Source organism: Kribbella sp. NBC_01510 (genome assembly GCF_045040325.1).
GTDB lineage: Bacteria > Actinomycetota > Actinomycetes > Propionibacteriales > Kribbellaceae > Kribbella.
Window position 1 is genome coordinate 5044014 of the sequence record NZ_CP109418.1, and the last position, 24314, is coordinate 5068327.

Annotated in this window: 24 protein-coding genes and 2 tRNA genes; 18 read left to right on the forward strand and 8 right to left on the reverse strand. The window is 66.6% G+C overall.

What is annotated here, in order from left to right; genetic code table 11:
- Position 1 precedes the first annotated feature (1 nt).
- From OG558_RS25385 to OG558_RS25410, 6 genes are all read left to right on the forward strand, one after another.
- On the forward strand, positions 2–283 hold the full coding sequence (locus OG558_RS25385; RefSeq protein ID WP_329475119.1) for a hypothetical protein: 282 nt from the start codon (positions 2–4) through the stop codon (positions 281–283).
- A 265-nt stretch (positions 284–548) separates the two neighbouring features.
- Positions 549–1142: a nucleotidyltransferase domain-containing protein gene (locus tag OG558_RS25390; RefSeq protein WP_405065257.1), complete on the forward strand. Its 594-nt coding sequence runs from the start codon at positions 549–551 to the stop codon at positions 1140–1142.
- Positions 1143–1224: 82 nt separating this feature from the next.
- Positions 1225–1569, forward strand: a complete 345-nt coding sequence (locus tag OG558_RS25395; protein ID WP_405072216.1) for a ClpX C4-type zinc finger protein — start codon at positions 1225–1227, stop codon at positions 1567–1569.
- Between the two features lie 250 nt (positions 1570–1819).
- Positions 1820–2182: a YciI family protein gene (locus OG558_RS25400; RefSeq protein ID WP_405065258.1), complete on the forward strand. Its 363-nt coding sequence runs from the start codon at positions 1820–1822 to the stop codon at positions 2180–2182.
- A gap of 300 nt (positions 2183–2482) precedes the next feature.
- Positions 2483–2857 (forward strand): YciI family protein, encoded by a 375-nt coding sequence (locus OG558_RS25405; RefSeq protein WP_405065259.1) that lies wholly within the window; start codon positions 2483–2485, stop codon positions 2855–2857.
- 166 nt (positions 2858–3023) lie between these two features.
- Complete coding sequence (locus OG558_RS25410; protein ID WP_405065260.1) at positions 3024–3179, forward strand: hypothetical protein; 156 nt, start codon at positions 3024–3026, stop codon at positions 3177–3179.
- Positions 3180–3273: 94 nt separating this feature from the next.
- Here OG558_RS25410 and OG558_RS25415 read toward each other — a convergent pair.
- Positions 3274–3344, reverse strand: a tRNA-Gly gene (locus OG558_RS25415).
- Positions 3345–3451: 107 nt separating this feature from the next.
- On the opposite strand from OG558_RS25415, the gene OG558_RS25420 reads away from it, so the two are divergent.
- The 5 genes from OG558_RS25420 to clpX all read left to right on the forward strand — a co-directional run bounded on the left by OG558_RS25420 (position 3452) and on the right by clpX (position 8018).
- A tRNA-Pro gene (locus OG558_RS25420) sits at positions 3452–3524 on the forward strand.
- Positions 3525–3601: 77 nt separating this feature from the next.
- Positions 3602–4996, forward strand: a complete 1395-nt coding sequence (gene tig, locus OG558_RS25425; RefSeq protein ID WP_405065261.1) for a trigger factor — start codon at positions 3602–3604, stop codon at positions 4994–4996.
- Between the two features lie 234 nt (positions 4997–5230).
- The gene (locus OG558_RS25430; protein WP_131349683.1) at positions 5231–5854 is read left to right on the forward strand and encodes a ClpP family protease; all 624 of its coding nucleotides are present in this window, start codon (positions 5231–5233) and stop codon (positions 5852–5854) included.
- Positions 5855–5885: 31 nt separating this feature from the next.
- The gene (locus OG558_RS25435) at positions 5886–6497 is read left to right on the forward strand and encodes an ATP-dependent Clp protease proteolytic subunit (RefSeq protein WP_329475126.1); all 612 of its coding nucleotides are present in this window, start codon (positions 5886–5888) and stop codon (positions 6495–6497) included.
- Positions 6498–6722: 225 nt separating this feature from the next.
- On the forward strand, positions 6723–8018 hold the full coding sequence (gene clpX, locus OG558_RS25440; RefSeq protein WP_405065262.1) for an ATP-dependent Clp protease ATP-binding subunit ClpX: 1296 nt from the start codon (positions 6723–6725) through the stop codon (positions 8016–8018).
- Between the two features lie 194 nt (positions 8019–8212).
- Here the strand turns inward: clpX and OG558_RS25445 are convergent, their stop codons facing one another.
- From OG558_RS25445 to OG558_RS25475, 7 genes are all read right to left on the reverse strand, one after another.
- Positions 8213–9520, reverse strand: coding sequence for an aspartate aminotransferase family protein (locus tag OG558_RS25445; RefSeq protein WP_405065263.1), 1308 nt, complete (start codon positions 9518–9520; stop codon positions 8213–8215).
- A 218-nt stretch (positions 9521–9738) separates the two neighbouring features.
- Positions 9739–11109, reverse strand: coding sequence for a hypothetical protein (locus OG558_RS25450; RefSeq protein ID WP_405065264.1), 1371 nt, complete (start codon positions 11107–11109; stop codon positions 9739–9741).
- The gene (locus tag OG558_RS25455; protein ID WP_405065265.1) at positions 11102–11872 is read right to left on the reverse strand and encodes an amidohydrolase family protein; all 771 of its coding nucleotides are present in this window, start codon (positions 11870–11872) and stop codon (positions 11102–11104) included. Before OG558_RS25455 ends, OG558_RS25450 begins: the two co-directional genes overlap by 8 nt.
- 26 nt (positions 11873–11898) lie before the next feature.
- On the reverse strand, positions 11899–12684 hold the full coding sequence (locus OG558_RS25460; protein WP_405065266.1) for an amidohydrolase family protein: 786 nt from the start codon (positions 12682–12684) through the stop codon (positions 11899–11901).
- Positions 12677–14896, reverse strand: a complete 2220-nt coding sequence (locus OG558_RS25465; protein WP_405065267.1) for a heparinase II/III family protein — start codon at positions 14894–14896, stop codon at positions 12677–12679. The genes OG558_RS25460 and OG558_RS25465 overlap by 8 nt, the downstream gene beginning before the upstream one ends.
- Entirely contained in the window at positions 14893–15948 is a 1056-nt protein-coding gene (locus tag OG558_RS25470; RefSeq protein ID WP_405065268.1) for a Gfo/Idh/MocA family protein, read from the reverse strand. Before OG558_RS25470 ends, OG558_RS25465 begins: the two co-directional genes overlap by 4 nt.
- A 4-nt stretch (positions 15949–15952) precedes the next feature.
- The gene (locus tag OG558_RS25475) at positions 15953–17275 is read right to left on the reverse strand and encodes an extracellular solute-binding protein (protein WP_329475134.1); all 1323 of its coding nucleotides are present in this window, start codon (positions 17273–17275) and stop codon (positions 15953–15955) included.
- A gap of 198 nt (positions 17276–17473) precedes the next feature.
- Between OG558_RS25475 and OG558_RS25480 the strand changes: the two genes are divergently transcribed.
- The 7 genes from OG558_RS25480 to OG558_RS25510 are packed head-to-tail and all read left to right on the forward strand — an operon-like array spanning position 17474 to position 24269.
- Positions 17474–18355, forward strand: a complete 882-nt coding sequence (locus tag OG558_RS25480; protein WP_405065269.1) for a carbohydrate ABC transporter permease — start codon at positions 17474–17476, stop codon at positions 18353–18355.
- Positions 18355–19254 (forward strand): carbohydrate ABC transporter permease, encoded by a 900-nt coding sequence (locus OG558_RS25485; RefSeq protein WP_405065270.1) that lies wholly within the window; start codon positions 18355–18357, stop codon positions 19252–19254. The genes OG558_RS25480 and OG558_RS25485 overlap by 1 nt, the downstream gene beginning before the upstream one ends.
- Positions 19255–19294: 40 nt before the next feature.
- Positions 19295–20809, forward strand: coding sequence for a hypothetical protein (locus OG558_RS25490; protein WP_405065271.1), 1515 nt, complete (start codon positions 19295–19297; stop codon positions 20807–20809).
- Positions 20806–21627, forward strand: coding sequence for a fumarylacetoacetate hydrolase family protein (locus OG558_RS25495; RefSeq protein ID WP_405065272.1), 822 nt, complete (start codon positions 20806–20808; stop codon positions 21625–21627). Before OG558_RS25490 ends, OG558_RS25495 begins: the two co-directional genes overlap by 4 nt.
- Positions 21627–22367 (forward strand): 6-phosphogluconolactonase, encoded by a 741-nt coding sequence (locus tag OG558_RS25500; protein WP_405065273.1) that lies wholly within the window; start codon positions 21627–21629, stop codon positions 22365–22367. Before OG558_RS25495 ends, OG558_RS25500 begins: the two co-directional genes overlap by 1 nt.
- Positions 22360–23103 carry a sugar isomerase domain-containing protein gene (locus OG558_RS25505; protein ID WP_405065274.1) on the forward strand — a complete coding sequence of 248 codons (744 nt, stop codon included), beginning with the start codon at positions 22360–22362 and terminating at the stop codon, positions 23101–23103. Before OG558_RS25500 ends, OG558_RS25505 begins: the two co-directional genes overlap by 8 nt.
- Positions 23094–24269, forward strand: coding sequence for an N-acetylglucosamine-6-phosphate deacetylase (locus OG558_RS25510; RefSeq protein ID WP_405065275.1), 1176 nt, complete (start codon positions 23094–23096; stop codon positions 24267–24269). Before OG558_RS25505 ends, OG558_RS25510 begins: the two co-directional genes overlap by 10 nt.
- Positions 24270–24314 lie beyond the last annotated feature (45 nt).

The window sequence follows — 24314 nt, forward strand, 5'->3', positions numbered from 1 at the left end:
AATGTCTACAGGCTGGGACTGCAAGCACTTCTCGATCGGCCTCCCCACCGCCGCCGAAGACCAGTCGCTCACGGCTCTCTTCCAGCATGTCGCCAACACCCTCGCCGAGGACGCTCCCCTCAGCATGGACAAGGTCATAGCGGTCACGTTCGAAAGCGAAGTCGAGTCCGACGCCATCCACCGCGGCCACTTCACCATCGTCTTCGCAGATGCGGACGACGACGATGACGTGCCACCGAGTAGACGATCCACCCTGGCGGTCGTCCCTCCAAGCGACTCCTAGTCGCAGTACGCAGGGTCGTCGAACGACAGTCCGTGGGCCTCGCTACGGCGCCGTACTGATTGACGGCAGCGGCACGTGACGCAGGTGGTCGACGAGTTGCTGACCGTCCTGAACGCTCCCTCGTCTTGCTAGGCTGCGGTTTGCGTCAGAGCACAAGGGAGGTGGTTCACATGCGTCGTTTCCGCGTGGTGCCGCCTCGCTGGTTCTACCAGCCGCTCTGACCCTCCTCGGGGCTCACCGCATCGAACCCCTGCGAGGAGTCCCTTTGAGTCCGATCGATCGATCCCCGGCTCTAACAGCAGTTCGCACTCTGTTCCACGCCTATCCGTATCCGTACTGGGTCGCCGGCGGCTGGGCGCTCGACCTGTTCGCCGATCGCCTCAGGCGATCCCATGGCGACGTGGATGTCATTGTGCTCGCCCGTGATCTCGACGAGGTCGCCAAGACGTTCACCAGCCCGCGACCCATGGTCGAGCTTCCGGAGACGGGCGTACGTCGTTCCTGGGCGCCCGGCGAGGTACTGACGCCAGGTCCGCATGCTCTGGTCTTTCCCGACGACCCGAATCCGTCCCCGATCCAGATCCTGTTCGCCGCGTCCGACGCCGACGAATGGGTCTACCACCGCGGCCGAGGCACGATCCGGAAGCCACTCGCCGAGATCACCCTCAGGTCGCCCGACGGCATCCCGTACCTCGCACCGGAGGTCGTGCTCCTCTTCAAGTCACGCGGCGGCCGCCCGAAGGACCACGCCGACTTCGACGACGTCGCGCACCTCCTCGACCCAGGTCGCCGCCGCTGGCTCCACGACCGCATCGCCCCGCGCTACCCCAACCACCCCTGGCTCCCAACCCTCCGCTGACCGCAACGGTCTTGACGCTCCGATTCTGTCAGGGATAGCCTGACAAGCGTGTCAGGGAAACCCTGACAGGATCGGAGTCGTGATGCCGGACACCGCGATGCGTTGCTCGTTCTGTGGAAAGGACAAGAGTGAGGTGGACCGGCTCATCGCTGGTCCCGGGGTCTTCATCTGCAACGAGTGCGTCGGCCTCTGCGAACAGCTGCTCAGCGGCCGGCTGATGCCGTCATTCCCACCCCTGGACGGCAAGAGCGACGACGAGCTACTCGCCGATATGGCGCGGCTCTACGCAACCCGAGGACAGGTCGAAACAGCTGTACAGGATCGCGTTCTCCGTCTCCGCTCCCGGTCCGTCACCTGGGCCAGAATCGGCGAAGCCCTCGGCATCAGCCGCCAATCAGCCTGGGAACGCTTCTCCGGCGAGGAGTAACCCTCCCACGAACGTCCGCGGAGCGCGGTCGAGGTCGGTGGTCGCCGTACGGATCGGGCGCCAGGCTCCCTTTGATCCGTAGGAGCCGAACTCCGGAGAGCCCGGCGAAGGTGATTGTCGTCCGTTGGGTGATCCGCGAGACTCGTCCGCCAGGTGAGGTGTGAGATCCGGACTCGGTGTCGGATTGGGGTGCTGCTGTTCGTGGAGAAGGTGGAGGGTGGCCGCAGGGGTCACCCGCAGAGGAGGAGACATGGCCGAGTACCTCATCGCATTCAACGAAGAGTGGTTGCCGGATCTCACGGACGAGGATCTACGCAATGCCTCCAAGGCTGTCCGCGCGCTGAGGGTAGAGATGACAGCGGCCGGGGTCCTCATCTTCACCGGCGGCCTGGACGACGCTGCCCCTGTGTTCAGTGTCGATGCGTCGAGCGGCTCTCCGGTGTTCACAGACGGCCCGTACGTCGAGTCCAAGGAGCATCTCGGCGGCTTCGCCGTCGTCGACGTGGCCGACGAGGAGGCTGCGCGGCTGTGGGCGGGAAAGATCGCGGTGGCCTGCGGTTGGCCGCAGGAGGTGCGACGTTTCCAGTACGTGCCGGCCCCCGAGACTGCCTGAAGGCCCGTTCAATCAGCGGCCGCTCGGAGAGCCCGCGGAGCTGCTGTCCTCCGTCGGGTGATGCGCGACACTCGTCCGTCAGTGATCTGCGACAAGCACGGATCGCGGGCAGATGAGTGTGTGGAACTGTTCGTAGCCGGTGGCGGCGGCGATGATCCGCGAACAGAGGCGACATGACGAGCGCTGAGCGGCGGAGATCCCGTGAGAATTTCTTCTGGCATAGCGTCGGATCCGGGACGAGTCGTTCGTAGAACAGGCAAGAGGCGGTCTGAGAGGCCGCCGGGACAAGGGAGTCATGGGATGCCGGAGTACTTGATCTCGTTCAATGACGGCGCGATGGACCACATCCCCGCCGAGGATTGGCCCGACGTGGGCAAGGCCTCGCACGAGGTGGTCGAGGAGGCCGTGCACGCCGGCGTGTGGGTGTACGGCGGCGGGCTCGAGAGGCAGCGGGCGAGCGTCGTAGCCACGGACGGGGTGGTCACCGACGGGCCTTACCCGGAGACCAAGGAGGTCGTTGGCGGGTTCTCGGTCGTCAACGTGACCACCCGCGAGGAGGCGCTGGCGTGGGCTGCCAAGATCGCCGCCGCTTGTCGCTGTGCGCAAGAGGTGCGGGAGCTCATGCCCGACCCCGAAACAGACGCGCTGCTCCGTGAGGTTGCCAGGCGGGGGTGACACCCCGACGACGTCTGATCGCGGGAGACTTGCGACGGCACCGTCAAGTGGACGGCGAAGGTCGGGAAGCTGGTCTGCCTGCCGGGTTCCACTTCCATGACCTACGTCACACCGGTAATCACCTGGCTCGAAGAGTGGCGCTTCGACCAGGGAGTTGATGCACCGGATGGGGCACGGATCGATGCGTGCGGCGCTGATCTACCAGCACAAGACCGATCAGCGGGCTCGGGAGATCGCGGTTCGGCTGAACGAGGTGGTCGCTCGCGAGAGCAAGCGCGATGACGACGATGGGGCGACGGCGGTGCTGATGCCGACGACCTGATCGCCGGCTAATCGCACGCGGCCAGATCCGGCCTGGACGTGAGAGAAGGCCCCTAGCCTCGAATTCCCTGTGGCTAGGGGCCTTCTGCTGTTCGAGCGGGTGACGAGAATCGAACTCGCGTAGCCAGTTTGGAAGACTGGGGCTCTACCATTGAGCTACACCCGCGGTGCTCGGACATGATTCCACATTCCCTGGGCTGGACTCAAAACGGTAGGTGACCGGGGTGGTGGCGCGAGCACTGGTTCCGGTCGACTAGACTCATCCGGTCACTGCGGGGCGTAGCGTAGTGGCTAGCGCGCCTGCTTTGGGAGCAGGAGACCGCAGGTTCGAGTCCTGTCGCCCCGACAAACCCCCTGCAGCACCGGTGCAGTGCGGGCTGTCACCGTGCTGTGAATGTCATCGATTCAAGGAGAACCGCCACCGTGAAGAGCACCGTCGAGTCCTTGAGCCCGACCAAGGTCAAGCTCATCGTCGAGGTGCCGTTCGAGGAACTCAAGCCGAGCCTCGACGCGGCGTACCAGAGCATCGCCTCGCAGATCACCGTTCCGGGGTTCCGCAAGGGCAAGGTCCCGCCGCAGGTGATCGACCAGCGGGTCGGTCGCGGGCCGGTGCTCGAGGAGGCGATCAACGACGCCCTCCCGAAGCTCTACTCGCAGGCGGTCAGTGACAACCAGGTCAAGGCGATCGGCCGGCCCGAGGTCGACGTGACCGAGTTCAACGACAAGGAGAGCCTGCAGTTCTCCGCCGAGGTCGAGGTGCGCCCCGAGATCACGCTGCCCGACCTGGAGGGCCTGGAGGCCGAGGTCGAGGACATCGCGGTCAGCGACGACGATGTGACCGAGCAGATCGAGGCGCTGCGGCAGCGGTTCGGCTCGCTGAACCCGGTCGAGCGCGCGGTGCAGGACAAGGACTTCATCACCCTCGACCTGTCGGCCAGCAAGGACGGCGAGAAGGTCGAGGAGGCCCAGGCGACCGGCCTGTCCTACCAGGTCGGCAGCGGCCAGCTCCTGGACGGCCTGGACGAGGCCGTCACCGGGCTCAACGCCGGTGAGAGCAAGTCCTTCGTCACCCAGCTGGTCGGCGGCGCGCTGAAGGGCGAGGACGTCGACGTCGAGGTGACCGTGACCGCGGTCAAGGAGCAGGAGCTGCCGGAGTTCGACGACGAGTTCGCGCAGACCGCGTCGGAGTTCGACACTGCCGAGGAGCTGAAGGCCGACGTCACCAGCCGGCTGGAGCGCGGCAAGCGGCTCGAGCAGGCCGGCGAGGCGCGGGACGCCGTACTCGAGAAGATCCTCACCCTGGTCGACGTGCCGGTGCCGGAGGGTCTGCTGATCGACGAGCTCGCCGCCCGCAAGGAGAACCTGGAGCAGCAGCTCGGGTACTCCGGGATGACGTTCGAGCAGTTCCTGGAGGGCGAGGAGCAGACCCAGGAAGAGTTCGACGAGGACCTGAAGAAGCGCTCCGAGGACGCGATCAAGGCGCAGTTCGTGCTCGACCTGGTGGCCGAGCAGCAGGAGCTGAGCGTCAACGACCAGGAGCTGACCGAGCATATCGTCCGGCACGCGCAGCGCTCCGGCGTCAGCCCGGACCAGTTCGCCCAGCACGCGGTCGAGAACAACCTGGTCCCGAGCCTGGTGTCCGAGGTCGTCCGCGGCAAGGCGCTCGCCCACCTGGTCGAGAACGCCAAGGTCACCGACGCCTCCGGTAACGAGGTCGAACTGAAGACCCTGCAGCCGGACGGCAGCTACGCCGACGCCGAGGCGGAGACTGCCGCCGAGGAGACGCCGGCCGAGGCCGAGGAGCCCGCCAAGGCTTGAGTGGTACGACGAGCGGCCCGGAACCACTGTGGTTCCGGGCCGCTCGCGCGTTTCCGGCCGGTCGTGAGTCGTGGCGGGATGCGAAGTACCTGACCTGGAAGCGTGTGCCGGGCGGTCCGAATCACAGCCGCGGAATTCGCTCAAAGCAGATGAAATGCGCTGTGGGGTGCGCCGTGAGCGAACACCTGTGGCCCAGCCTTAGGTCTGTCGCCGGTGCCCAGTAATGTCGGCTTCGTGAACGAGACATTTGCAGCCAGCCCCACCGCCGCGGGCGGCAACGGATCCGGCGGACTCGACGACCACATCTACCAGCGCCTGCTGCAGAACCGGATCATCTTCCTGGGGTCCGAGGTTCGCGACGACAACGCGAACGCGATCTGCGCGCAGATGCTGCTCCTCAACGCCGAGGACCCCAACAAGGACATCTGGCTGTACATCAACTCGCCGGGTGGCTCGGTGGACTCCGGCATGGCGATCTACGACACGATGCAGTGGATCTCCAACGACGTGGCCACCGTCGGGATGGGCCTGGCCGCCTCGATGGGCCAGTTCCTGCTCTGCGCCGGCGCGAAGGACAAGCGGTTCGCGCTGCCGCACGCGCGGATCATGATGCACCAGCCCTCCGGCGGTATGGGCGGTACGGCGTCCGACATCAAGATCCAGGCCGAGCAGTCGCTGCACATCAAGGCGCAGCTGTTCAAGCTGATCGCCGAGCACACCGGCCAGCCGCTCGAGCAGGTCGAGAACGACGCGGACCGCGACCGCTGGTTCACCGCCGACGCGGCCAAGGACTACGGCTTCATCGACCACGTGGTCGCCAGCGCCGCGCAGCTCACCTCCGGCAGCCCGAACTCCTGATCTCCCACTCCGTCAGTCAAAGGACGCACCTATGAACTACTTCATCCCGCAGTGGGAGGAGCGCACGTCGTACGGCATGCGCCGGATCGACCCCTACACCAAGCTGTTCGAGGACCGGATCATCTTCCTCGGTACGCCGATCACCGACGAGATCGCGAACGCGGTGATGGCCCAGCTGCTGTGCCTGCAGTCGATGGACTCCGACCGCGACATCAGCATCTACATCAACTCCCCGGGCGGCTCGTTCACCGCGCTGACCGCGATCTACGACACGGTTCGCTACATCAAGCCGGACGTCCAGACGGTCTGCCTCGGTCAGGCCGCGTCGGCCGCCGCGGTGCTGCTCGCGGCCGGTACGCCGGGCAAGCGGCTCGCGCTGCCGAACAGCCGGATCATCATTCACCAGCCGGCCACCGAGGGCACCTACGGGCAGTCCAGCGACATCGAGATCCAGGCGAACGAGATCCTCCGCCTGCGCGCTCTGCTGGAGAAGATGATCTCCGACGCCAGCGGCAAGTCGCTGGAGGAGGTCTCGCGTGACATCGAGCGGGACAAGTTCCTGACTGCCGACCAGGCCATCGAGTACGGCCTGATCGACGACGTCCTGCAGTCGCTCAAGACCCCGGTCCCGGCCGGCGTCTGACGTCGCTGCCCCGCTCTGGCGGGGTGACGGTGTGGCTGAGATGGGGCTGTCAAGGGCGAGGCGCGTTCGCCACCGGCGTAGTCACAACCCGGCGGCGGGCGCGGCGTTTCGGCCCCGGACGGGGTACCGTCGAAATCGGGATCGGGGTAGCCTCGGCGCCCCGGCCCGAGCGGCCCACGCCCCCTCGGCCCTTGGTTCGACTTCGCATAGAAGGGATCTGTCCCGGTGGCACGCATAGGTGACGGCGGCGACCTGCTGAAATGCTCGTTCTGCGGGAAGAGCCAGAAGCAGGTCAAGAAGCTCATCGCCGGTCCCGGCGTCTACATCTGCGACGAATGCATCGATCTCTGCAACGAGATCATCGAGGAGGAGCTGAACGAGGGCTCCGAGGTCGGACTCACCGAGCTGCCGAAGCCGCGGGAGATCTACGACTTCCTCAACGCATACGTCGTCGGACAGGACGTGGCCAAGAAGGCTCTCGCGGTGGCGGTGTACAACCACTACAAGCGGGTCCGGGACGGTCAGGGCGGGTCGACCGCCGGTCGGCATGCCAAGGACGAGGCCGTCGAGCTGGCCAAGTCGAACATCCTGCTGATCGGCCCGACCGGCTGCGGCAAGACCTACCTCGCGCAGACGCTGGCCCGGATGCTGAACGTCCCGTTCGCCATCGCCGACGCGACCGCGCTGACCGAGGCCGGGTACGTCGGTGAGGACGTCGAGAACATCCTGCTCAAGCTGATCCAGGCGGCCGACTACGACGTCAAGAAGGCCGAGACCGGGATCATCTACATCGACGAGGTCGACAAGATCGCCCGCAAGAGCGAGAACCCGTCGATCACCCGCGATGTCTCCGGCGAGGGTGTGCAGCAGGCTCTGCTGAAGATCCTGGAAGGTACGACGGCTTCGGTGCCACCGCAGGGTGGCCGGAAGCACCCGCACCAGGAGTTCATCCAGATCGACACGACCAACGTGCTGTTCATCGTCGGCGGCGCGTTCGCCGGCCTGGACCACATGGTCGAGCAGCGGGTCGGCAAGAAGACGCTCGGCTTCAACACCTCGCGTGAGCCGGAGAAGCCGAAGGAAGCCGGCGGGTACGCGGATGTGATGCCGGAGGATCTGCTCAAGTTCGGCCTGATCCCCGAGTTCATCGGCCGGCTCCCGGTCATCACGACGGTGTCCCCGCTGGACCGTGACGCGCTGATCAAGATCCTGTCCGAGCCGAAGAACGCGCTGGTCAAGCAGTACCGGCGGCTGTTCGAGATCGACAACGTCGAGCTGGAGTTCAGCGACGACGCGGTCGAGGCGATCGCGGACCAGGCGCTGTTGCGCGGCACCGGCGCCCGCGGCCTGCGGGCGATCATGGAAGAGGTTCTCCTCAACGTGATGTACGAGGTGCCGAGCCGTGAGGACGTCGCCAAGGTCGTCGTCACCGGCAAGGTCGTGCTGGAGAACGTGAACCCCACGCTGATCCCGCGCGACCAGATCGACCGCAAGCGCGACCGGCGCGAGAAGACCGCCTGACGCAGTCCACAGAAGGAGGCCGGGATCCGCAGTACGCGGATTCCGGCCTCCTTCTCGTGGTGGACGCAACGGGAGCGGGTAGCCGCCACGGTCGGTGAGGTGAAGCCAGATGATCACCAGCTACCTCCCCCAGTTGAAGGCTTCGGCGGACGCCTCGACCTGTGCCCAGGATCGGAAGGCGTTCGATCCGTTGCCTAAAGGGAAGCCAGCACTGCGTCTGCTACCGCAATAGTCTCGTCAATCTGGTCCTCGGTGTGCTCGGTGGACAGGAACCACAGGCCGCGCGGGACGATGTTGATCCCGGCCGCGAAGAGTCCGGCATGGAACCGCGCCATCGTCGCCCGGTCGCACGCGGCGAACGAGCGGTAGTCGGTCACGTCGGTCTGATCGGTCACGTACGTCTGGAACACAGGCCCTGGACCATCCACCAACAGCGGCACACCGTGCCGCTCGGCTAACTCGCGGAGGCCGGCCATCAAGCGCCGGCCTGCCGCGTTCAGCGGCGGGTAGACGGCGTCGCGGTGCTCGTCGAGTTGGCGTAGCACCGCGTCTGCCGCAGCCATCGCGACCGGGTGCGAGTTGAACGTGCCGGCGTGGGCGACCTTGCCGTCAGCGATCGATTCCATCACCTCGCGCGAGCCGACCAGCGCCGAGACCTGCATGCCGCCGGCCATCGCCTTCCCGAACGCCGCCAGATCGGGTACGACGCCGAGCAGCTCCTGAGCGCCACCGGGGGCGACCCGGAAGCCGGAGATGATCTCGTCGAAGATCAGCACTACGCCGTACTGCTTGGTCAGCTCACGGAGGCCTTCGAGGTAGCCGGGCTGCGGGGTGATGCAGCCGGTGTTGCAGAGCAAGGGCTCGAGGATCACGGCGGCGATCTCTCCGCTGTGGTCGCCGAGCGCCTTGGCGACCGCGGACAGGTCGTTGTACGGCAGCACAATCAGGTCGTCGGCGTCGTGCCGAGGCTGGCCCGCCGAGCCGCCGACCGCCGTGGGGTGACGGGCGTCGCCGGCCAGGGCGACGTCGGGGTGCACGCTGTAGAGGACCGGATCGAGCCAGCCGTGGTAGTTGCCTTCGAACTTCACGATCTTGGGCCGACCGGTGTGCCCACGGGCGAGCCGGATCGCGCCGTGCACGGCTTCCGAGCCGACGCTGTTGAAGCGGACCAGCTCTGCCGCCGGAACCATGTTGCACACGCGTTCGGCGACGATGGCTTCCAGTTCGTGCTGAGCGGCGTACGCGACGCCTCGGCTGACTTGGGCCGAGACTGCCTCAGCGACCAGCGGTGCGGCGTGGCCGAGGAGATTGGGCCCTTGCCCGAGCACGTAGTCCAGGTACCGGTTGCCGTCCACGTCCCAGAGTTCAGCGCCGCGGGCGTGATCGACGAACAGAGGCTGGTCTGCCCGCCGGGCGTCGCTGGACACACCACCGGCGATGACATGCCGGGCACGCTCGTACAGCCGAGCGCTGCGTTCGTAGCCGCGGGCAACGGTTTTCACAACTACCTCCAGGCAGATCGGTCAAGGATGAGATCAGGCCGAGACCAGTCGAGGGATGTGGACGGGAAGGGAGGTTCGGGGCGGATCGGACGGGGTGGTGGTTGGGGACGGAAGGTCGAGGACGGGATCAGTCGCGAGAGCCGTCGAGGGAGTGGATGGGGAAGGGGCCGGAGGGGTGGGATTGGTTGGGGTGGGTGGTGCGGGAGGTGCGGACGGGGTTAGTCGAGTTTTTCGGTTAGGAGGCGGAATTGTTGGCGAGGGCGGCCGCCGGCGGTTGAGCGGGCTGGGGGGAGGGGCCAGGCGAGGCCGGCTTCGACCAGTTCCTTGAGCATGCGGAGGCCGGTGCGTTGGGTGACCTGCATGATGTCGGCGACGCTCTCGACGTCGACAACGACCTGTTGGCCGGCGGCCGGCGTGGTCGCGGCGGCGATCGAGGTGACGATCTCGAGTGCTCGCGGGTCGATCGGCGACGTACTGTCGGGCGGCGTCGCTTCCGTGACCGCCGGCGCAGGCGGGAGCTCGGTCCGCGTACTCGTGTCATCCAGGTACACCGCAAACTTGCCGTCGCGGCTGACCGACTCCTCCACCGCGATCAGAGCGTTGCCTTCCGCATCCCGCGCGGTCTGGCCGGCGCCGACCCCGATCGCCACCGGTACGCCGAGCTGTGCCGTCAACCCACCGAGGAACGGAGCGATGGTGAACTGCTCGGTCAGTCGGACCAGGGCACCGTGCGTGGTCGTGACGAGGAACAGCGTGTCCGAGCGGCGTGCGACGGTGGCGCCCACTTGTCGGGCTTCGGAGAGCAGCTTCTGATGTGTCATCAGGGCGAGCTCCTGCTGCCAGTAGTCGCCGGATTCGCCCCGGGACAAGCCGGCCGGGATGAGCTGTACAGCGATCATCGCGAGCTGATGCGCGCCCATCCGGGTGCCCCGCCCGAGCAGGATCGCGGTCTCGAGAGCGTCGCGCACACTCGATCGCGTCGGGGCGATCCGCAGTACCGGGATGCCCTGCGCCCGTAGTTCACGTTCGACCGAGAGGATCGTCGTCAGCGCGACCGTAGTGTGCTGCTGCTCCCACTTCTCCCGATGGAAAGCCGCGAACCCGGCCACCGAGTCCGGACCCTCGTACGGGATGTCGTACACGTCGGTGGTGTCGAGACCGATCTCGGCGTACGCCTCCTCGACGTCGGCCGTAGATAGCGAGTCGATGCTCACCCTGCTCAGGTCGACGTCCTCGATAGTCAGCGAGGCGCGCAACAGGGCGGCGTACAGCGCGGCGCCGGTGAGCGGGAGGTGGGTCGACGGGACCGTCAGCCAGTGCCCGTCGGTGGCGATGTCGAACACCCACGGGCCAGGGAACACCGCCGAATCGATCCGGTCCCGGAACTTCAGGTACCGCTCCTCCGCGTCGGCCTGGTCGTCGTAACCTCCGCTCAGGAACCGCACCCGGCCCGCCGAACGCAGGGCTATATCCAGCCCGACCTCCGCCATCGTCCGCACCAGCTTCCGCGGCCCGAACAGCCCCACCGTGACAGCCGGCAGACGCTCCCCGGCCGTCGGCGGCTCGGTCGGCTGGATCAAGTCACTCATCGGTCAACCCCTCGTTCTCCGGCAGCGGACGCCACCGGAACAGTCTGCGCGCGTTCCCGCTCAGAACATCTTGGCGTTGACTCTCTGTCAGTGGCGCGCACACCACTCGCCCGAGTGACATGCGCTGGTCGATGAACGGGAAGTCCGAGCCGAACAACACCCGGTGTCCACCAACCCGCTCGATCATCCCCATGATCAGCGGCCCGGTCATCTGCGAGCCGCACACCTCCAGCCACAGCGATTCATGCCGTACCGCGGCCTCGATCGCCTCGTCGACACCGGCCGGCGTGATGCCCGCGTGCCCGAGGATCACCGACGCGCGCGGGTACTTCTCCGCAACCGCCTCGAACAGTGACGGAGCGTCGTACGCCGACCGATGCTCGGAGTGACTGAGCACCGGACACCCGGTCTCCTCCGCGAACGCCCAGACCGCCGCGTACCGTGCGCCGGTCACGGGGTAACGGTGCAGGGTCGGGTGTACCTTGATCCCGACGAACCGTTCGTCGCCGGCGAGGCGCTCGAGTTCGCGCTTCGGGTCCTGCCACGGGTTGATCACCGCGTACGCCGCGATCCGGCCGGGATGGGCGTCGACGGCAGCCAGCGCCTGCGAGTTGCCCAGGTGTGCGTCCTGCTGGATGGCGCGATTCGCGGAGAGGACAGTGACCTCGGTCCCGGTCCGGTCCATCACGTCGACCATCGTCGCGGCGTCCGGGTCGGGGATGTGGAACAGGGAGTACGGGCCGAGGTGCGCGTGGACATCCACAACCCTGTGCTTCGGACGCCGCCCGATCATGACTGTCCCCCCACTCTGAGCTCTCCGGTACGCCGTGCGCCGAACAAGCGAGCCGCAGTACCCGAACCGATTCGGGTGACGGTGTCGTCATCCAGACCCGACCAAGCGAGCCGCATGATGCACTCACCGGGATCGCGAAGCCCGAGCCCGGTCGCGAACAGCAGCCGATCAGCGAGCCCGTTCGCAGCCAGCCACTCGATTGCCTGGTGTGCGGCGAAGTCGACCAGATCGACGAACACATTGTCGTGGTCGCTCAGCACCGCCCACAGTGAGCGAAGCTGCCGGTAACCGACGCTCGAGACGACGATCGGCAGACCGGCAAAGCGCCGGGCGATCGCTTCGATGTCAGTCCAGCCGATCTCGCCGGCATCGACACAGAGCGGAAGCCCGTTCGCCTCGAGCGCGCCGTACAGATCCCCGAGTAGGGCCGGCGAGTACCCGTGGGAGTGCGGATGAACTCTGAAGGCCGCGACACCTTCCGCCATGGCCTGATCAACCAGCTTCTCCAGCGACTCCAGCTCACCCGGAGTGCGAGGCACCGCAGTCCAACAGGCCAGCACACCACGGTTTGCCAGGCTATGCGCCACCGAGCTGGCCTCAGCGTTCCCGGCCAAGGGATCGTGTAGCCAGGAGGCCATGGCACTGACCAGAGCACCTGACATGCGGTAGGTATCGAGGTGAGCCGCGATCGCATCGCGGTCTGTCGGTGGGACCAAGGAGGACGGATGCGCACCGGTCACGATGCGGGCGTCGAACCATCCGGTGGTGGCCTCGTCAGCCATGGCGCGCCCCTTGGACGGTCCAGCGGCCGGTGTAGGGCAGGGTGAGGTGTGCCCAACCGTCGTCTGCCGGTTCCGGGGTGACGAGTACGCCGTCGAGCCGGATGTCGCCCGTCGGCCGGATCCAGAGTCCGCAGCGCCCGGTGCAGGTCACCTCCAACTGCAGCGCACCGTCGACGACCGTGGCTGTTGCGTCTACATCCTCTGAAGTCCGCAGCAACGGGCGCCCGCGATCGAGGAGCGACCGCACCCGCCAACCTGTTGCCCAGGACAACATTTCCACCAGGAGATGTGTCCGCTTGGTGCGGACCCACGCGGAGGGACCGACTCGGTCGACAGTGTGGCCGTGGTCGATCGTGAGCTCGCCGTCGTCTCGGGTGACGCGAACGTTGGGCTCCTCCGCGGTGGCGTGTGGTACAAGGACTGTAGTGAAGACGCCTGTGTCGCGCTTCAGCACGAGCGAGTGCAGCGATCCGTACTCCGCAATACGGCGATCTACCAGTGGACGCCGGGCCGTGCCCTCGGACGTCTCCGCGGCGGTCGTCGACGGGTTGCCCACCTCGAGGAGGAGCAAGCCCGGCCCGTCAGCGGCCGAGGCGTCGTACGTCAGTGGTTCTACCTCACGCCACGGGTAGAGGGAATGCCAGCAGGATCGGAAGATGTGTGATTCCGCGGCACTGCTGTCGGAGACCACCACGAAGGCAGGCTCCTCACGGACCATGGCAATGGTGCGGGACTGAGGTAACCCGTTGCCGCGGTGGTGGCCGGAGAAGACCGCGAGCTTCTCGGTGTCGACGAGTGGATCGACAGTCACGCCGCGGTCCGTGCCGAGCTCGCGATCGTCCACGAGCACGGTGTTGTGGCCCCGACCCGACTGGTACCAGGTCAGGTACTCCGGATCGTCATAGCTCGGCGGACCACCTGCCTCCCACAGCAGCGGTTGCTGCCAGCCATCCAGAACCAGATCGAGTACGGCGCGATGCGAGTGCGACTCGAGTTCGTGCTCGATGTGCGGGCCGTAGTTGATCACCGCCCGCAGGTCGTCGCCGCGCAGAATCACGTAGCCGGAGTCGGGCAGCACGGTGCTCCGCGGCAGTGCGGGCTGGATCTCCTGCAGTCCCTCGCGCGCTGCGGCGAGCGTATCCGTCCAGCGCTGCTGCCTGGCCGCGTCTTCCCAAGCGGGCAGCATTGCGGCCTCCGACGCGAACTCGTCAGGCGTCAGCCACAGGGCCGCGATCCGTGCCAGGGTCGGATCGTCGAGCACATAGCTGCCGCGGAGGAGAGAGGTCGCCGGCCACTCGATATGGCTGTCCTGCAGGTGCGGAATCCAGCCACCGCGGGAGACCAGCGCGCCCAACCAGTCGTGCATGGCCGCCACCTTCGGGTGCGCCGCCACGTCTGCGTCGATCACCGCCGCCGTCTGCAGCGCCGTCAGGCACATCTTGTGGTACCCGGGCGAACGCTCGTAGTGCCCACCGTCGGCGTAGACATCGAGCAGCAAGTGCTCGTCGATCCGTGCGCGGGCTCGCGACGCCCAGACACCAGCCTCGACCAGGTCGGGCAGCACGGTGCTGATGTGCAGCAGTTCGGTGGCACACACCAACTGCCAGTTGCCGTGCCGGAAGACGTCGTGCTCGTCATGCGCCCACCGAGCCCCGCCGACCAGGGTGGCGACCAGCCGGCCCCAAGCCTGGTCCGATAAGGCCGAGTCGGTCAGAACCGCCAACGTGGGCAGGAGATTCCGGCACCGCGCCCACGTGCCCAGCGAATACCAGATGACGTCCAGCCCCGGCCACTCACCGGTCACGGAGTCGCGCCGCTCCACCCACTCGTCGAGATGCTTCTCGAAGGCATACAGGTACCGATCATCGCCGGTCAGCAGCCACGCGGGGACTCCAGGTGACAACCAACCCAGGTAGTGGAACCCGTAGCGCCGCGACCTGCCGTGCTCGCTTCCGGTCACGTCCACACCGGTGAGCAGTGGTGCAGCCTCGGTCAGGACAGCCTCAGCCGCAGGCGTCGACCGGATCGCCTCGACCCACTCCCGCAACGGCCAGGCCGGTCGTTGCATGTGGTCCGCCACAAACGAACGCAGCGTGCCGAGATCGTGGACACCAGGAGGCGAGCCGAACGCCTTGATCAGGTCGTCGGTCCCGATCCGGTTGATCCGATGGTCGATGTGCCGCGGCTTCTCCGGGCCTGATGTGGCGTTCATGCGTTCCCTGGGTCAGGCAACATCGAGACTTCGACGGGCTGCCTGCTCTCGATCGAGGTGTGGGCGGCTTCGAGTACGGCGGTCACGTTCCGGCTGCTCTCGATGGTGATGAGCGGCTGCTTGCCGGTGCGGCAGCAGGAGACCCAGTGCGCGATCGCGTCGGCGTACGCACCGGCCGGGATCCCGTGCATCACCCGTTGCAGCATGTTCCGCGGGTAGGTGTAACTGTCCGCGCGAGCGAGGACGACACTCTCCTTCTGGCGATCCAGCTGGACCACGCCGTCGTCGGTGATCACCGAGACATACGAGTCGACCGTCGTCGGGAACGTGTTCGGATAGATCCACGCCGACTCGAACGTCGCCACCGCGCCCCGCGAGTACTCCGCCTGGATCTGGATCGCGTCCGGCGTCTCGATTCCGAGCGATCGCAGCTTCCCCCAGCGAGCCGTCGCGTAGACCCGCCGTACCTGATCGCGGAGCAGCCAGGAGACCAGGTCGATGTCGTGACTGGACAGAAACCACGCACACGTCGTCCGATCCGCCCAGGACAGCATCTCGGTCGGCACGAAGATCGTGTCGTCCTTGCGCGCATAGGCAACCGCGCCTTCGCCAAGATCCGCGAGCAACTCATGGGCCTGCGCGTACGCCGGAACCCAGCGATGGTTGAACAAGCACATCGCCACGACGCCGTTCGCTCGGATCGCCTTGACCGCGGCGTCCGCCTCGGCAACCGAAGTGGTCAACGGCTTCTCGACGAGGATGTGCTTCCCCGCCGACGCGGCCTGCACCATCATCTCGCCGTGCAGGTGATCCGGCGTGGTCAGTACGACGGCGTCCACCGAGTCGTCTCGAAGGAGTGCCTCCAGATCCGGATGGATCGTCGGCCGTTTGGCACCTCGCCCGTCGATCTCGTCAGCCAGTCGTACGGCGGAGTCCGCCGAGCGGCTGGTCACCGCCGCAACCTCGACATCGGGCAGCCCGGACAGGGACAAGGCATTGCCTCGTCCCATGGTCCCGGCGCCGACGATCCCGATCCGCACCCCGTTGGTCATCAACTCATCGGCCCTTCGCGAGAGTGTCGTTCCATGCCTGTTCGGCGGCGTCCAAGGCTTGCTGGGCGGTCTTCGTGCCCGACATGTACGCCCGGATCTGATCGTCGAACAGCTGCCGCAACTGCTCGTCGTTCCCGGAACCAAGCGACGCGTCGACGCTGTTGGTGAACGTCTTGAGCAGGATCTTCCGGGCCTCGTCCGCCGGCGTGTTGCCGGAGATGTCGGTGAAGAAGGGGTCCGCGAGCGCCTTGACGGACGACGGGTAGATCGGCACCAGCTTGCACAGCGCGAGCTGCTGCTCGGGAGCGGTCACGTACTTGATCCATGCGGCAGCCGCGGCCTGGTTGTCGGACCTGGCCGGGATGCCGATGATCTGCTGACCGGACATGTAGTACTTCCCGTCACTACCGGCGACCGGCGGACCGACGACGATCGAGCCGTAGACGGCGGGGGAGTTCTTCTGGATGTTGAGCAGGCTGCTGGAGACGGCGACCGGGTTGAACGCGATCTGCTTGTTCTCCAGGGACTGCGGCAGGTCACGCTGGTTGGCGCCGAGGCTGCCGGGAGCGATCGCGCCCGAGCCGAACTCGGCCTTGAACTTCTCCATCAGCGCGAGGGTCTCCGGTGTGTTGAAGACCGCCTTCTTCTTGTCCTCAGAAAGCAGCGGGATGCCGTCGGCCTGGACGACACTGGAGTAGGCCATGAAGTTCGTCGCCGACTTCCCGGTCGCGTCGTGGTACGCCTTGGCCAGCGCGAGGGCGTCGTCGTACGTCACCGGTGGCTTCGCCGGATCGAAACCAGCCTTGGCGAGCAGGTCCTTGTTGTAGAAGCCCAGCGACGTGCCGCCGTTGTACCAGGGGATCGCGATGCGCTTGCCATCGGCAACTAAGGGATCGGACAGGTTGGGCGCGTAGGCGGCCAGGTCGTCCTTGCTGAACAGGGAGTTCAGATCGGCCATCGAGCCGGCGAACAGCCCGGTGGTCGCGGACGTGATGTTGACGGCGTCCGGCACCTTGCCGGACGCGAGCGCGGCCAGCAGCTTGGTGGTGATGTCCTGGCCGGGGACGTCGACCCACTTGATGGACACCTTGGGGTGTTCCTTCTGGTAGGCGTCGATCCACTTCTGGATGTCAGGCCCGTAGTTCTTCTGCAGGTTGATCGTCCACCACTCGACGTCGCCGGCGTAGGCCTCACCGGACTGCTTCGGCTCGTCGCCGGCGGCCGGGCTGCCGGAGACGCAAGCGGCCAGGGTCAGTGGCAGAGCGAGCGCCAGGGCCACGGCGGGGACCAGACGGCTCCGCAGCAAGGATCGTGTGCGTCGCGTCATCGCGAGCTCCTCGGGGGCAGATTCGGATGTCCTAAACAAGACTTACAGACACTTCGCCGTTTGGCAATCTGTTGTGCACAGGCGCGGAACCTCCGAGAGTTTCTGTGAATTGTCGCTTCCGACGACGCTCGCAGTGAGCTACGGTTCCTCCAATCGTAAATCTAAAAGCCAGGTTTCCGACACGAAGGGGTGAGCGCGATGCCGGGTCTCAGTGGCCGTACTGTCGGCCAGCGCTGGTACACGCCGTACGTGTTCATGCTGCCCGGGTTGCTGATGTACGCCGCGATGTTCGCCTGGCCGGCCGTGATCGCGATCCAGTTGGCGTTCTCCGACTACGACATCGTCAGTCCGGTCCGGTTCTCCGGCCTGGACAACTTCGCCCGGCTGCTGCACGACCCCAGAGTGTGGATCGCGCTGCGCAACTCGCTGCTGTTCGTGGTCATGTTCGTGCCGCTCACCGTGGTCGCTCCGCTGTTCCTGGCCATGCTGGTGAACGTCAAGCTCCGCGCGATCCAGGCGTTCCGGATGCTCTATTACCTACCGGTGATCACCTCGATGGTCGCGGTGGCCGTCGCCTGGCGGTACGTCTTCAACCGCGAAGGCGTCGTCAACTGGCTGCTCGGCCTGGTCGACGCCGGCCCGATCGACTTCCTCCTCGACCGGCACTGGGCACTGCCGACCGTCGTCCTGTTGGAGGCCTGGAAGAACGCGGGCCTGTTCATGATGATCTACCTCGCCGGCTTGCAGGCGGTCCCGTCCGAGCAGGTCGAGGCGGCCACGATCGACGGAGCGAACGGCTGGCAGCGGCTTAGGCACGTCGTCGTCCCCTCGTTGCGACCGACGTTCGCGGTGACGCTGATCCTCAGCATGCTCGAGGCGATGCGGGCGTTCGAGTCGGTCTATGTGATGACCCGGGGCGGGCCGCTCGATTCCACCCTGACCCTCGGCTACTACGTCTGGTCGAAGGCGTTCGAGGACTACGACATGGGTTACGCGAGCGCCGTCGGATTGTTGCTGTGGGCGATCATGATCGTCCTGGCCGGCTTCAACCTTCTCGTCACTCGACGGAGGGACGTCTGATGGCGGCCCGGCGCCGACTCGGCCGCTCGCCCTCGCTGACCCGGATCCTCGGCCGTTCGTCGACGCAGCCACGGATCCCCGGCCGCACAGTACGGCGGATCGCAGTGTATGTCGTGCTCATCGCGGTGGCAGCACTGTTCATCGGGCCGTTCCTGATCCTGCTGAGCTCGGCCACCAAACCGGCCGGCCAGGACGTGTTCGGCTTCCCGCCGGACCTCATCCCGCGTCCGCCGGTGACCGACTGGTTCCGCGAGGCCTGGACGACGATCCCGTACGCGCGCTTCCTGGTGAACTCACTGATCTATGTGGGCATCACCGTCCCGATCTACCTCGTGGTGTCCGCGCTGACCGCCTATCCGCTGGCCCGGATCGCGTTCCGCGGCCGTGGTCTGTTCTTCATGCTCTTCCTGTCGATCATGTTCCTGCCGGGCGAGCTGATGCTGATCCCGCGCTTCCTGGTGATGAGCCAGCTCGGGCTGACCGACACGTTCGCGTCGGTGATCCTGCCGGCCATCCTCTCCTCGCTCGGCATCTTCCTGCTCCGCCAGGCGTTCTCGCAGATCCCGGACGAGATCATCGAGGCGGCCCGGGTGGACGGGGCCAACGAGTTCGCCATCTTCTGGCGGATCGCCGTACCGATCGTCGGGCCGACCCTGGCGGTGCTCGCGATCCTCGGCTTCGTCTCGGTCTGGAACAGCTTCATTTGGCCGTTGGTCACGCTCACCAGTCAGTCCAAGTTCCCGATCGCGCTCGGTATCGCGTATCTGAGCGGTGTCAGCGGGACCGATGTGCGCGGCCTGGCCGCGGGCACGGTGATCTCGCTGGTTCCGGTCGTCATGGTCTTCCTCCTCCTGCAGAAACGCATCCTCAACAGCATGGGCGGCGCCGTCAAAGGCTGACCCCCACCACACGCCCCCGACGACACAGTGAGGCCACGAGATGACTCCACACATCACCCGCCGCACATTGCTCCTGGGCTCCGCTGCCACCGGAGCCCTCGCCTGGGCCGGCACTTCCGCCGTCCCGGCCTTCGCCGACGCCCTCGTCTACGACTCGCCCGAGGCCTTCGATGCGGCCCAGGCGGCATACCTCGCGACCAATCCCACCAACAACGAGGTCGGGCTGTATGCGTGGGGTGAGTCGTACTTCATGTTGGGCCTGCTCCGGATGTACGAGGCGTATCAGGATCTCAAGTACTTACAGACCTTCGAGCAACGCGCCGCCTACGTACTCGCGACTACCGACAAGGCGCGCGGCGTGACGGACTACCGCGGGCGGTCGGGCACGGTCTGGCGCAGCGCGGGCAACTACACGGCCGGCCACGGCGTGCTCCCCGACGGCAACGGCACGCCGGCCGTCCAGCTCCGGTGGTCCGGGGCGCGCTCCGCCGAGTCGACGGCCGAGGTCTCGAACGTGTCCGGCAGCATGTTCGACCTTGTCCTCAGGAACCCTGGTATCACCGGGATGGTCACCTTGCGTGGAGTCTCGTTCGATCCGTCGGCCGCGTCGTACGTTGTCACCGCGGTCAACAACGCCTACACAGCAGCGCTCCGGTGGACTGCGGTCGATCTCAGGACCTCGCCCGAGTCAGCGCCAGCTCCCGTGGCGACGACGATCAGGTTCCAGCCGCAGTACTACGTGTTCGCCGTGCACACCGGGATGATCGCGTTCCCCTTGGCTCGCTACGCCCGCGTGGTAATGCAGTCACCGAGACTGAAGAAGGGCGGCCGTCGTCGGCGGGCGGTCGAGCTGCTGGAGGCCGCGCGCGAGGCCGTCGCCTTCCATGACGAGGAGTACGCGGCGAGCGGCGATTATGTCTGGCCGAAGGGTGCGCCGATTCCGTTCGACGGCGCCATCCAGCCGTACAACCAGAGTCACGGTCTCGGCCAGGTGATCGTCGAGCTCTACCGCGCGACAGGGGAGCAGCGCTCCCGCACCAAGATCGTCGCCATGCTCAACCAGTACCGAGCTGGCCTGACCCTCGGGGCCGACGGGGCGTATGTCTGGCCCTACTGGCCGCCCTACAGCCAGTTGTACGCCGGGTACCCGAAGACCGCGGGCATCTCCGAGTACACGCCGTCGTACCCGGCCTCGCGGCAGATCGAGGACATCAGTCACGCCGCGATCAGTCTCGAGTTCGTCCACGCGGCGTACGAGGCGGGGATCGATACTGGACTCGCGGCGGACGTGCAGCGGTTCACCGCGACGTTCACGAAGAAGGTGATCCGGTCGGCGACCGAGGTGTGGTTACGCGTCGACGGTACGGCGGACGCTGTGCCGGCCAACGCGGTGCAGTGTGCGCGGTGGGGTGCGTACGCCGAGCATGACCCGGTCGTCTACCAGCAGTCCCTGCGTGTCTACGACGCGGTGCATCTCGTGCCGGTGCAAGGGTCCCATGCATTGGGTATTGCGTACTTGAACTGGGCCAAACAAGCTCCCTGGAGGAATAAGTGAGATTGCTACGTGTCCACACCGACGTCGGGCTACGGGACGCCGTACTGGCCGAAGACGGTCGGGTGGTGACGCTGCCGGGTGAGGCCGAGGCGTTTGACGCGATCCGGTGGCGGGAGCGTGCCGCCGGCGCGAATGTGGAGACGGTCGCCGCGTTCGAGGACGTGCGGCTGGCCGCGCCGCTCGGTCCCGGGAAGATCGTGTGTGTCGGCCTGAACTACGCCGACCACGCGGCCGAGGGTGGTCACGAGGCGCCGACCGAGCCGATTCTGTTCCTGAAGGCGCCGGACACGGTGGTCGGTGCGCGCGACGACATCGTCATTCCGCGGGGCAGCGAGAAGACCGACTGGGAGGTCGAGCTCGGGGTGGTGATCGGGCGTACGGCGGCCTATCTCGAGAACGAGGCGGATGCACTGGAGCATGTCGCGGGCTATGTCTTGGTCAACGACGTGTCGGAGCGGCATTTCCAGCTGGAGCGCGGCGGTCAGTGGGACAAGGGGAAGAACTCGGCGACGTTCTGTCCGCTCGGTCCGTGGGTGCTGACCGCCGATGAGGTTCCTGATCCGCAGGCGATCAAGCTCGGGCTCGAGGTGAACGGGGATGCGGTGCAGGACAGCTCGACCGCGCAGATGATCTTCTCGGTCGCGCATCTGGTGCACTACATCTCCCAGTTCATGACGCTCTATCCGGGCGACGTGATCAGCACCGGCACGCCGGCCGGTGTTGGCTCCGGGCAGCAGCCGCCGCGCTTCCTTCGCGCGGGCGACGTCCTCCGAGTCTGGGCCGACGGCCTGGGCGAGCAGCACTCGAGGCTGGTCTGATGATCGTCGACCAGCTCGCTGTCGAGGTCTTTCCTGATCCGAGTGCCTTGGGTGCCGCCGCTGCGGCTGCGGCGGCGGACTCCCTGCGCCGGACGATCGACGAGCGAGGCGCGGCCCGGCTGGTCCTGGCCGCCGCACCGAGCCAGACGCAGACCCTTGCCGCACTGTCCGTTGCTGAGGGCATCGATTGGTCGAAGGTCCAGGCGTTTCACATGGACGAGTACGTCGGCCTGCCGGTTGACGCGGAGCAACGGTTTGGCCTGTGGTTGCGTCGGCACTTCACGACGCCGGCGCCGTTGACGGTGTTCGACCCGGAGGGTGGTGCCGATCCGGAGGCCGAGGCTGCTCGGTATGCGGGTTTGGTCTCGGCAGCGCCGATCGATGTGGTGCTGGCGGGGATCGGAGTGAACGGGCATTTGGCGTTCAACGATCCACCGGCGGACTTCGGTACGACGGACATCGTGCAGGTCGTCGCGCTCGACGAGACGAGTCGGCGGCAGCAGGTGGATGAAGGTTTGTTCGCGCGAATTGACGACGTACCTACGCATGCTTGGACGTTGACCGTGCCTTGTCTGCTGTCGGCGCGGGAGGTCTTTTGCATGGTGTCAGGGGTGGCGAAGCGGGACGCCGTACGGCGAACTCTGCAGGGGGCTGTGGATCCGGCGGTGCCGGCCAGTGTGCTCCGTACACATTCGCGGGCTCGGTTGTTCGTCGATCGGGAGGCGTTTGGCGATGAGTGAGTACCTGGCCGCGATCACGGAGCTGCTCGGCCGGATAGAGGGTGAAGAGGGCGAGTCGATCGGCGCAGCGGCGCGAATGATGGCTGATCAGGTGGCGGCTGATCGGCTGATTCAGGTCTACGGGCCGGGCGGGCATTCCAATCTTGCGGCGCAGGAGGTGTTCTTCCGGGCCGGCGGGCTGATGCATGTGTCGGCGATCCTGGATGAAGGGACGCTGCTGTCGAACGGGGCGCTGCGTTCGATGGCGGTGGAGCGTACGCCTGGGTACGGTCGCATCGTGATCGAGAATGCCGGGCTCGGTCCGGATGATCTGCTGATACTGGTGAACGCGTATGGGATCAATGCAGCGCTCATCGACGCGGCGCTAACTGCGCGGGAGCGGGGTGTGCGGACGATCGGGGTGAGTTCGCGCGAGCATGCGGAGAAGACGGCGAAGGATCACCCGGCTCGGCATCCGTCCGCGGCCAACCTGCATGACGTGGTGGACGTGGCCGTGGATACCAAGGTCCCGATCGGCGATGCGGTGCTCGAGGTCGACGGAATGCCTGAGCGGGTCGGCGCGGTCTCCACGTTTGCCAACGCGTTCGCGCTCAACACGCTGGTGATGCGGACGATCGAGTTGCTGATCGAACGGGACGTCGTACCGCCGGTGTGGCGGAGTGGCAACGCGCCGGGTGGGGACGAGGCCAACGCGGCCTTCATCGGCCGATTCCGGGGGCGAGTCCGGTGGCTGTAGGCACGCTGTCCGGGCGCGACCCGTGGTCAGGAGACCTCCTGCACCTTGACCACGCCGACGGCCGCATCACCACCATCCACCGCGAGCCACACGGGCCCGGCCCCGCCGAGGTCGAGCCGCCCCACCGTGGGGGTGGTGCGGGGAAGGCGCCGTGGATCAGTGCTGGGCTTGTTGATTTGCAGGTCAATGGGTTTGGGGGGTTCGACCTGAATGGGGAGGGGGTGTCGGTCGAGACCGTTGTGGGGTTGCGGGAGGCGTTGCGGGGAGTTGGGGTCACGACGTTTGTGCCGACGGTGATTACCGCGAGCGGTGAGCGGATGCGGCGGGCCGTGAGCGTTGTCGCTGAGGCTCGGCGGCGGCATGCGGAGGTTGCGGCGGCGATTCCGTTTGTGCATCTTGAGGGGCCGCACATCTCGGATCAGGAGGGGCCGCGGGGGTGTCACGATGTGGCTGAGGTTCGGGCGCCTGATCTGGCTGAGTTCGAGCTGTGTCAGCAGGTGTCGGGTGGGCTGGTCGGGTTGATCACGGTGTCGCCGCATTGGGCTGGGAGTGCGGAGTTCATTGCTGCGGTGGTTGCCTCCGGCACTCGGGTGGCGATCGGGCATACGCATGCTGACGCGGCGCAGCTGCGTGCCGCGGTGGATGCGGGTGCGAGCTTGTCGACGCATCTTGGGAATGGTGCGCATGCTCAGTTGCCGCGGCATCCCAACTACCTGTGGGCGCAGTTGGCGGAGGATCGGCTGCAGGCCGGGTTCATTGCCGATGGCCACCATCTGCCGGTGGATACGTTCGTCGCGATGGTCCGGGCGAAGGGCATCGAGCGGTCGTTTCTGGTGTCCGATTCCGTCGCGGTCGGAGGCCAAGCGCCGGGCAACTATTCGTCGACGACCGGCGGAGATGTGGAGCTCACAGACGACGGACGGCTACTCGTGCGGGGTACGCCGTACCTCGCGGGGGCGGCCGCGCCACTCGCGGACGGGGTCGCCTGGGCAGCCGGAGCGTTCTCGTTGGCCGACGCACTCACGATGGCGACGGTCAACCCCGCGCGCATCATCAACTCCACGCGGATGATCCCAGTCGCCGAGCGGCTTCAGCCGGGGACTCGGATCTCGGACGTGATCACCTTCGACTGGCAGCCGGGGGATCGCACGCTGTCGTTCCGCTAAGCAGACGGATGCCGGTACGACGTACGCGCGCACGTCGTACCGGAC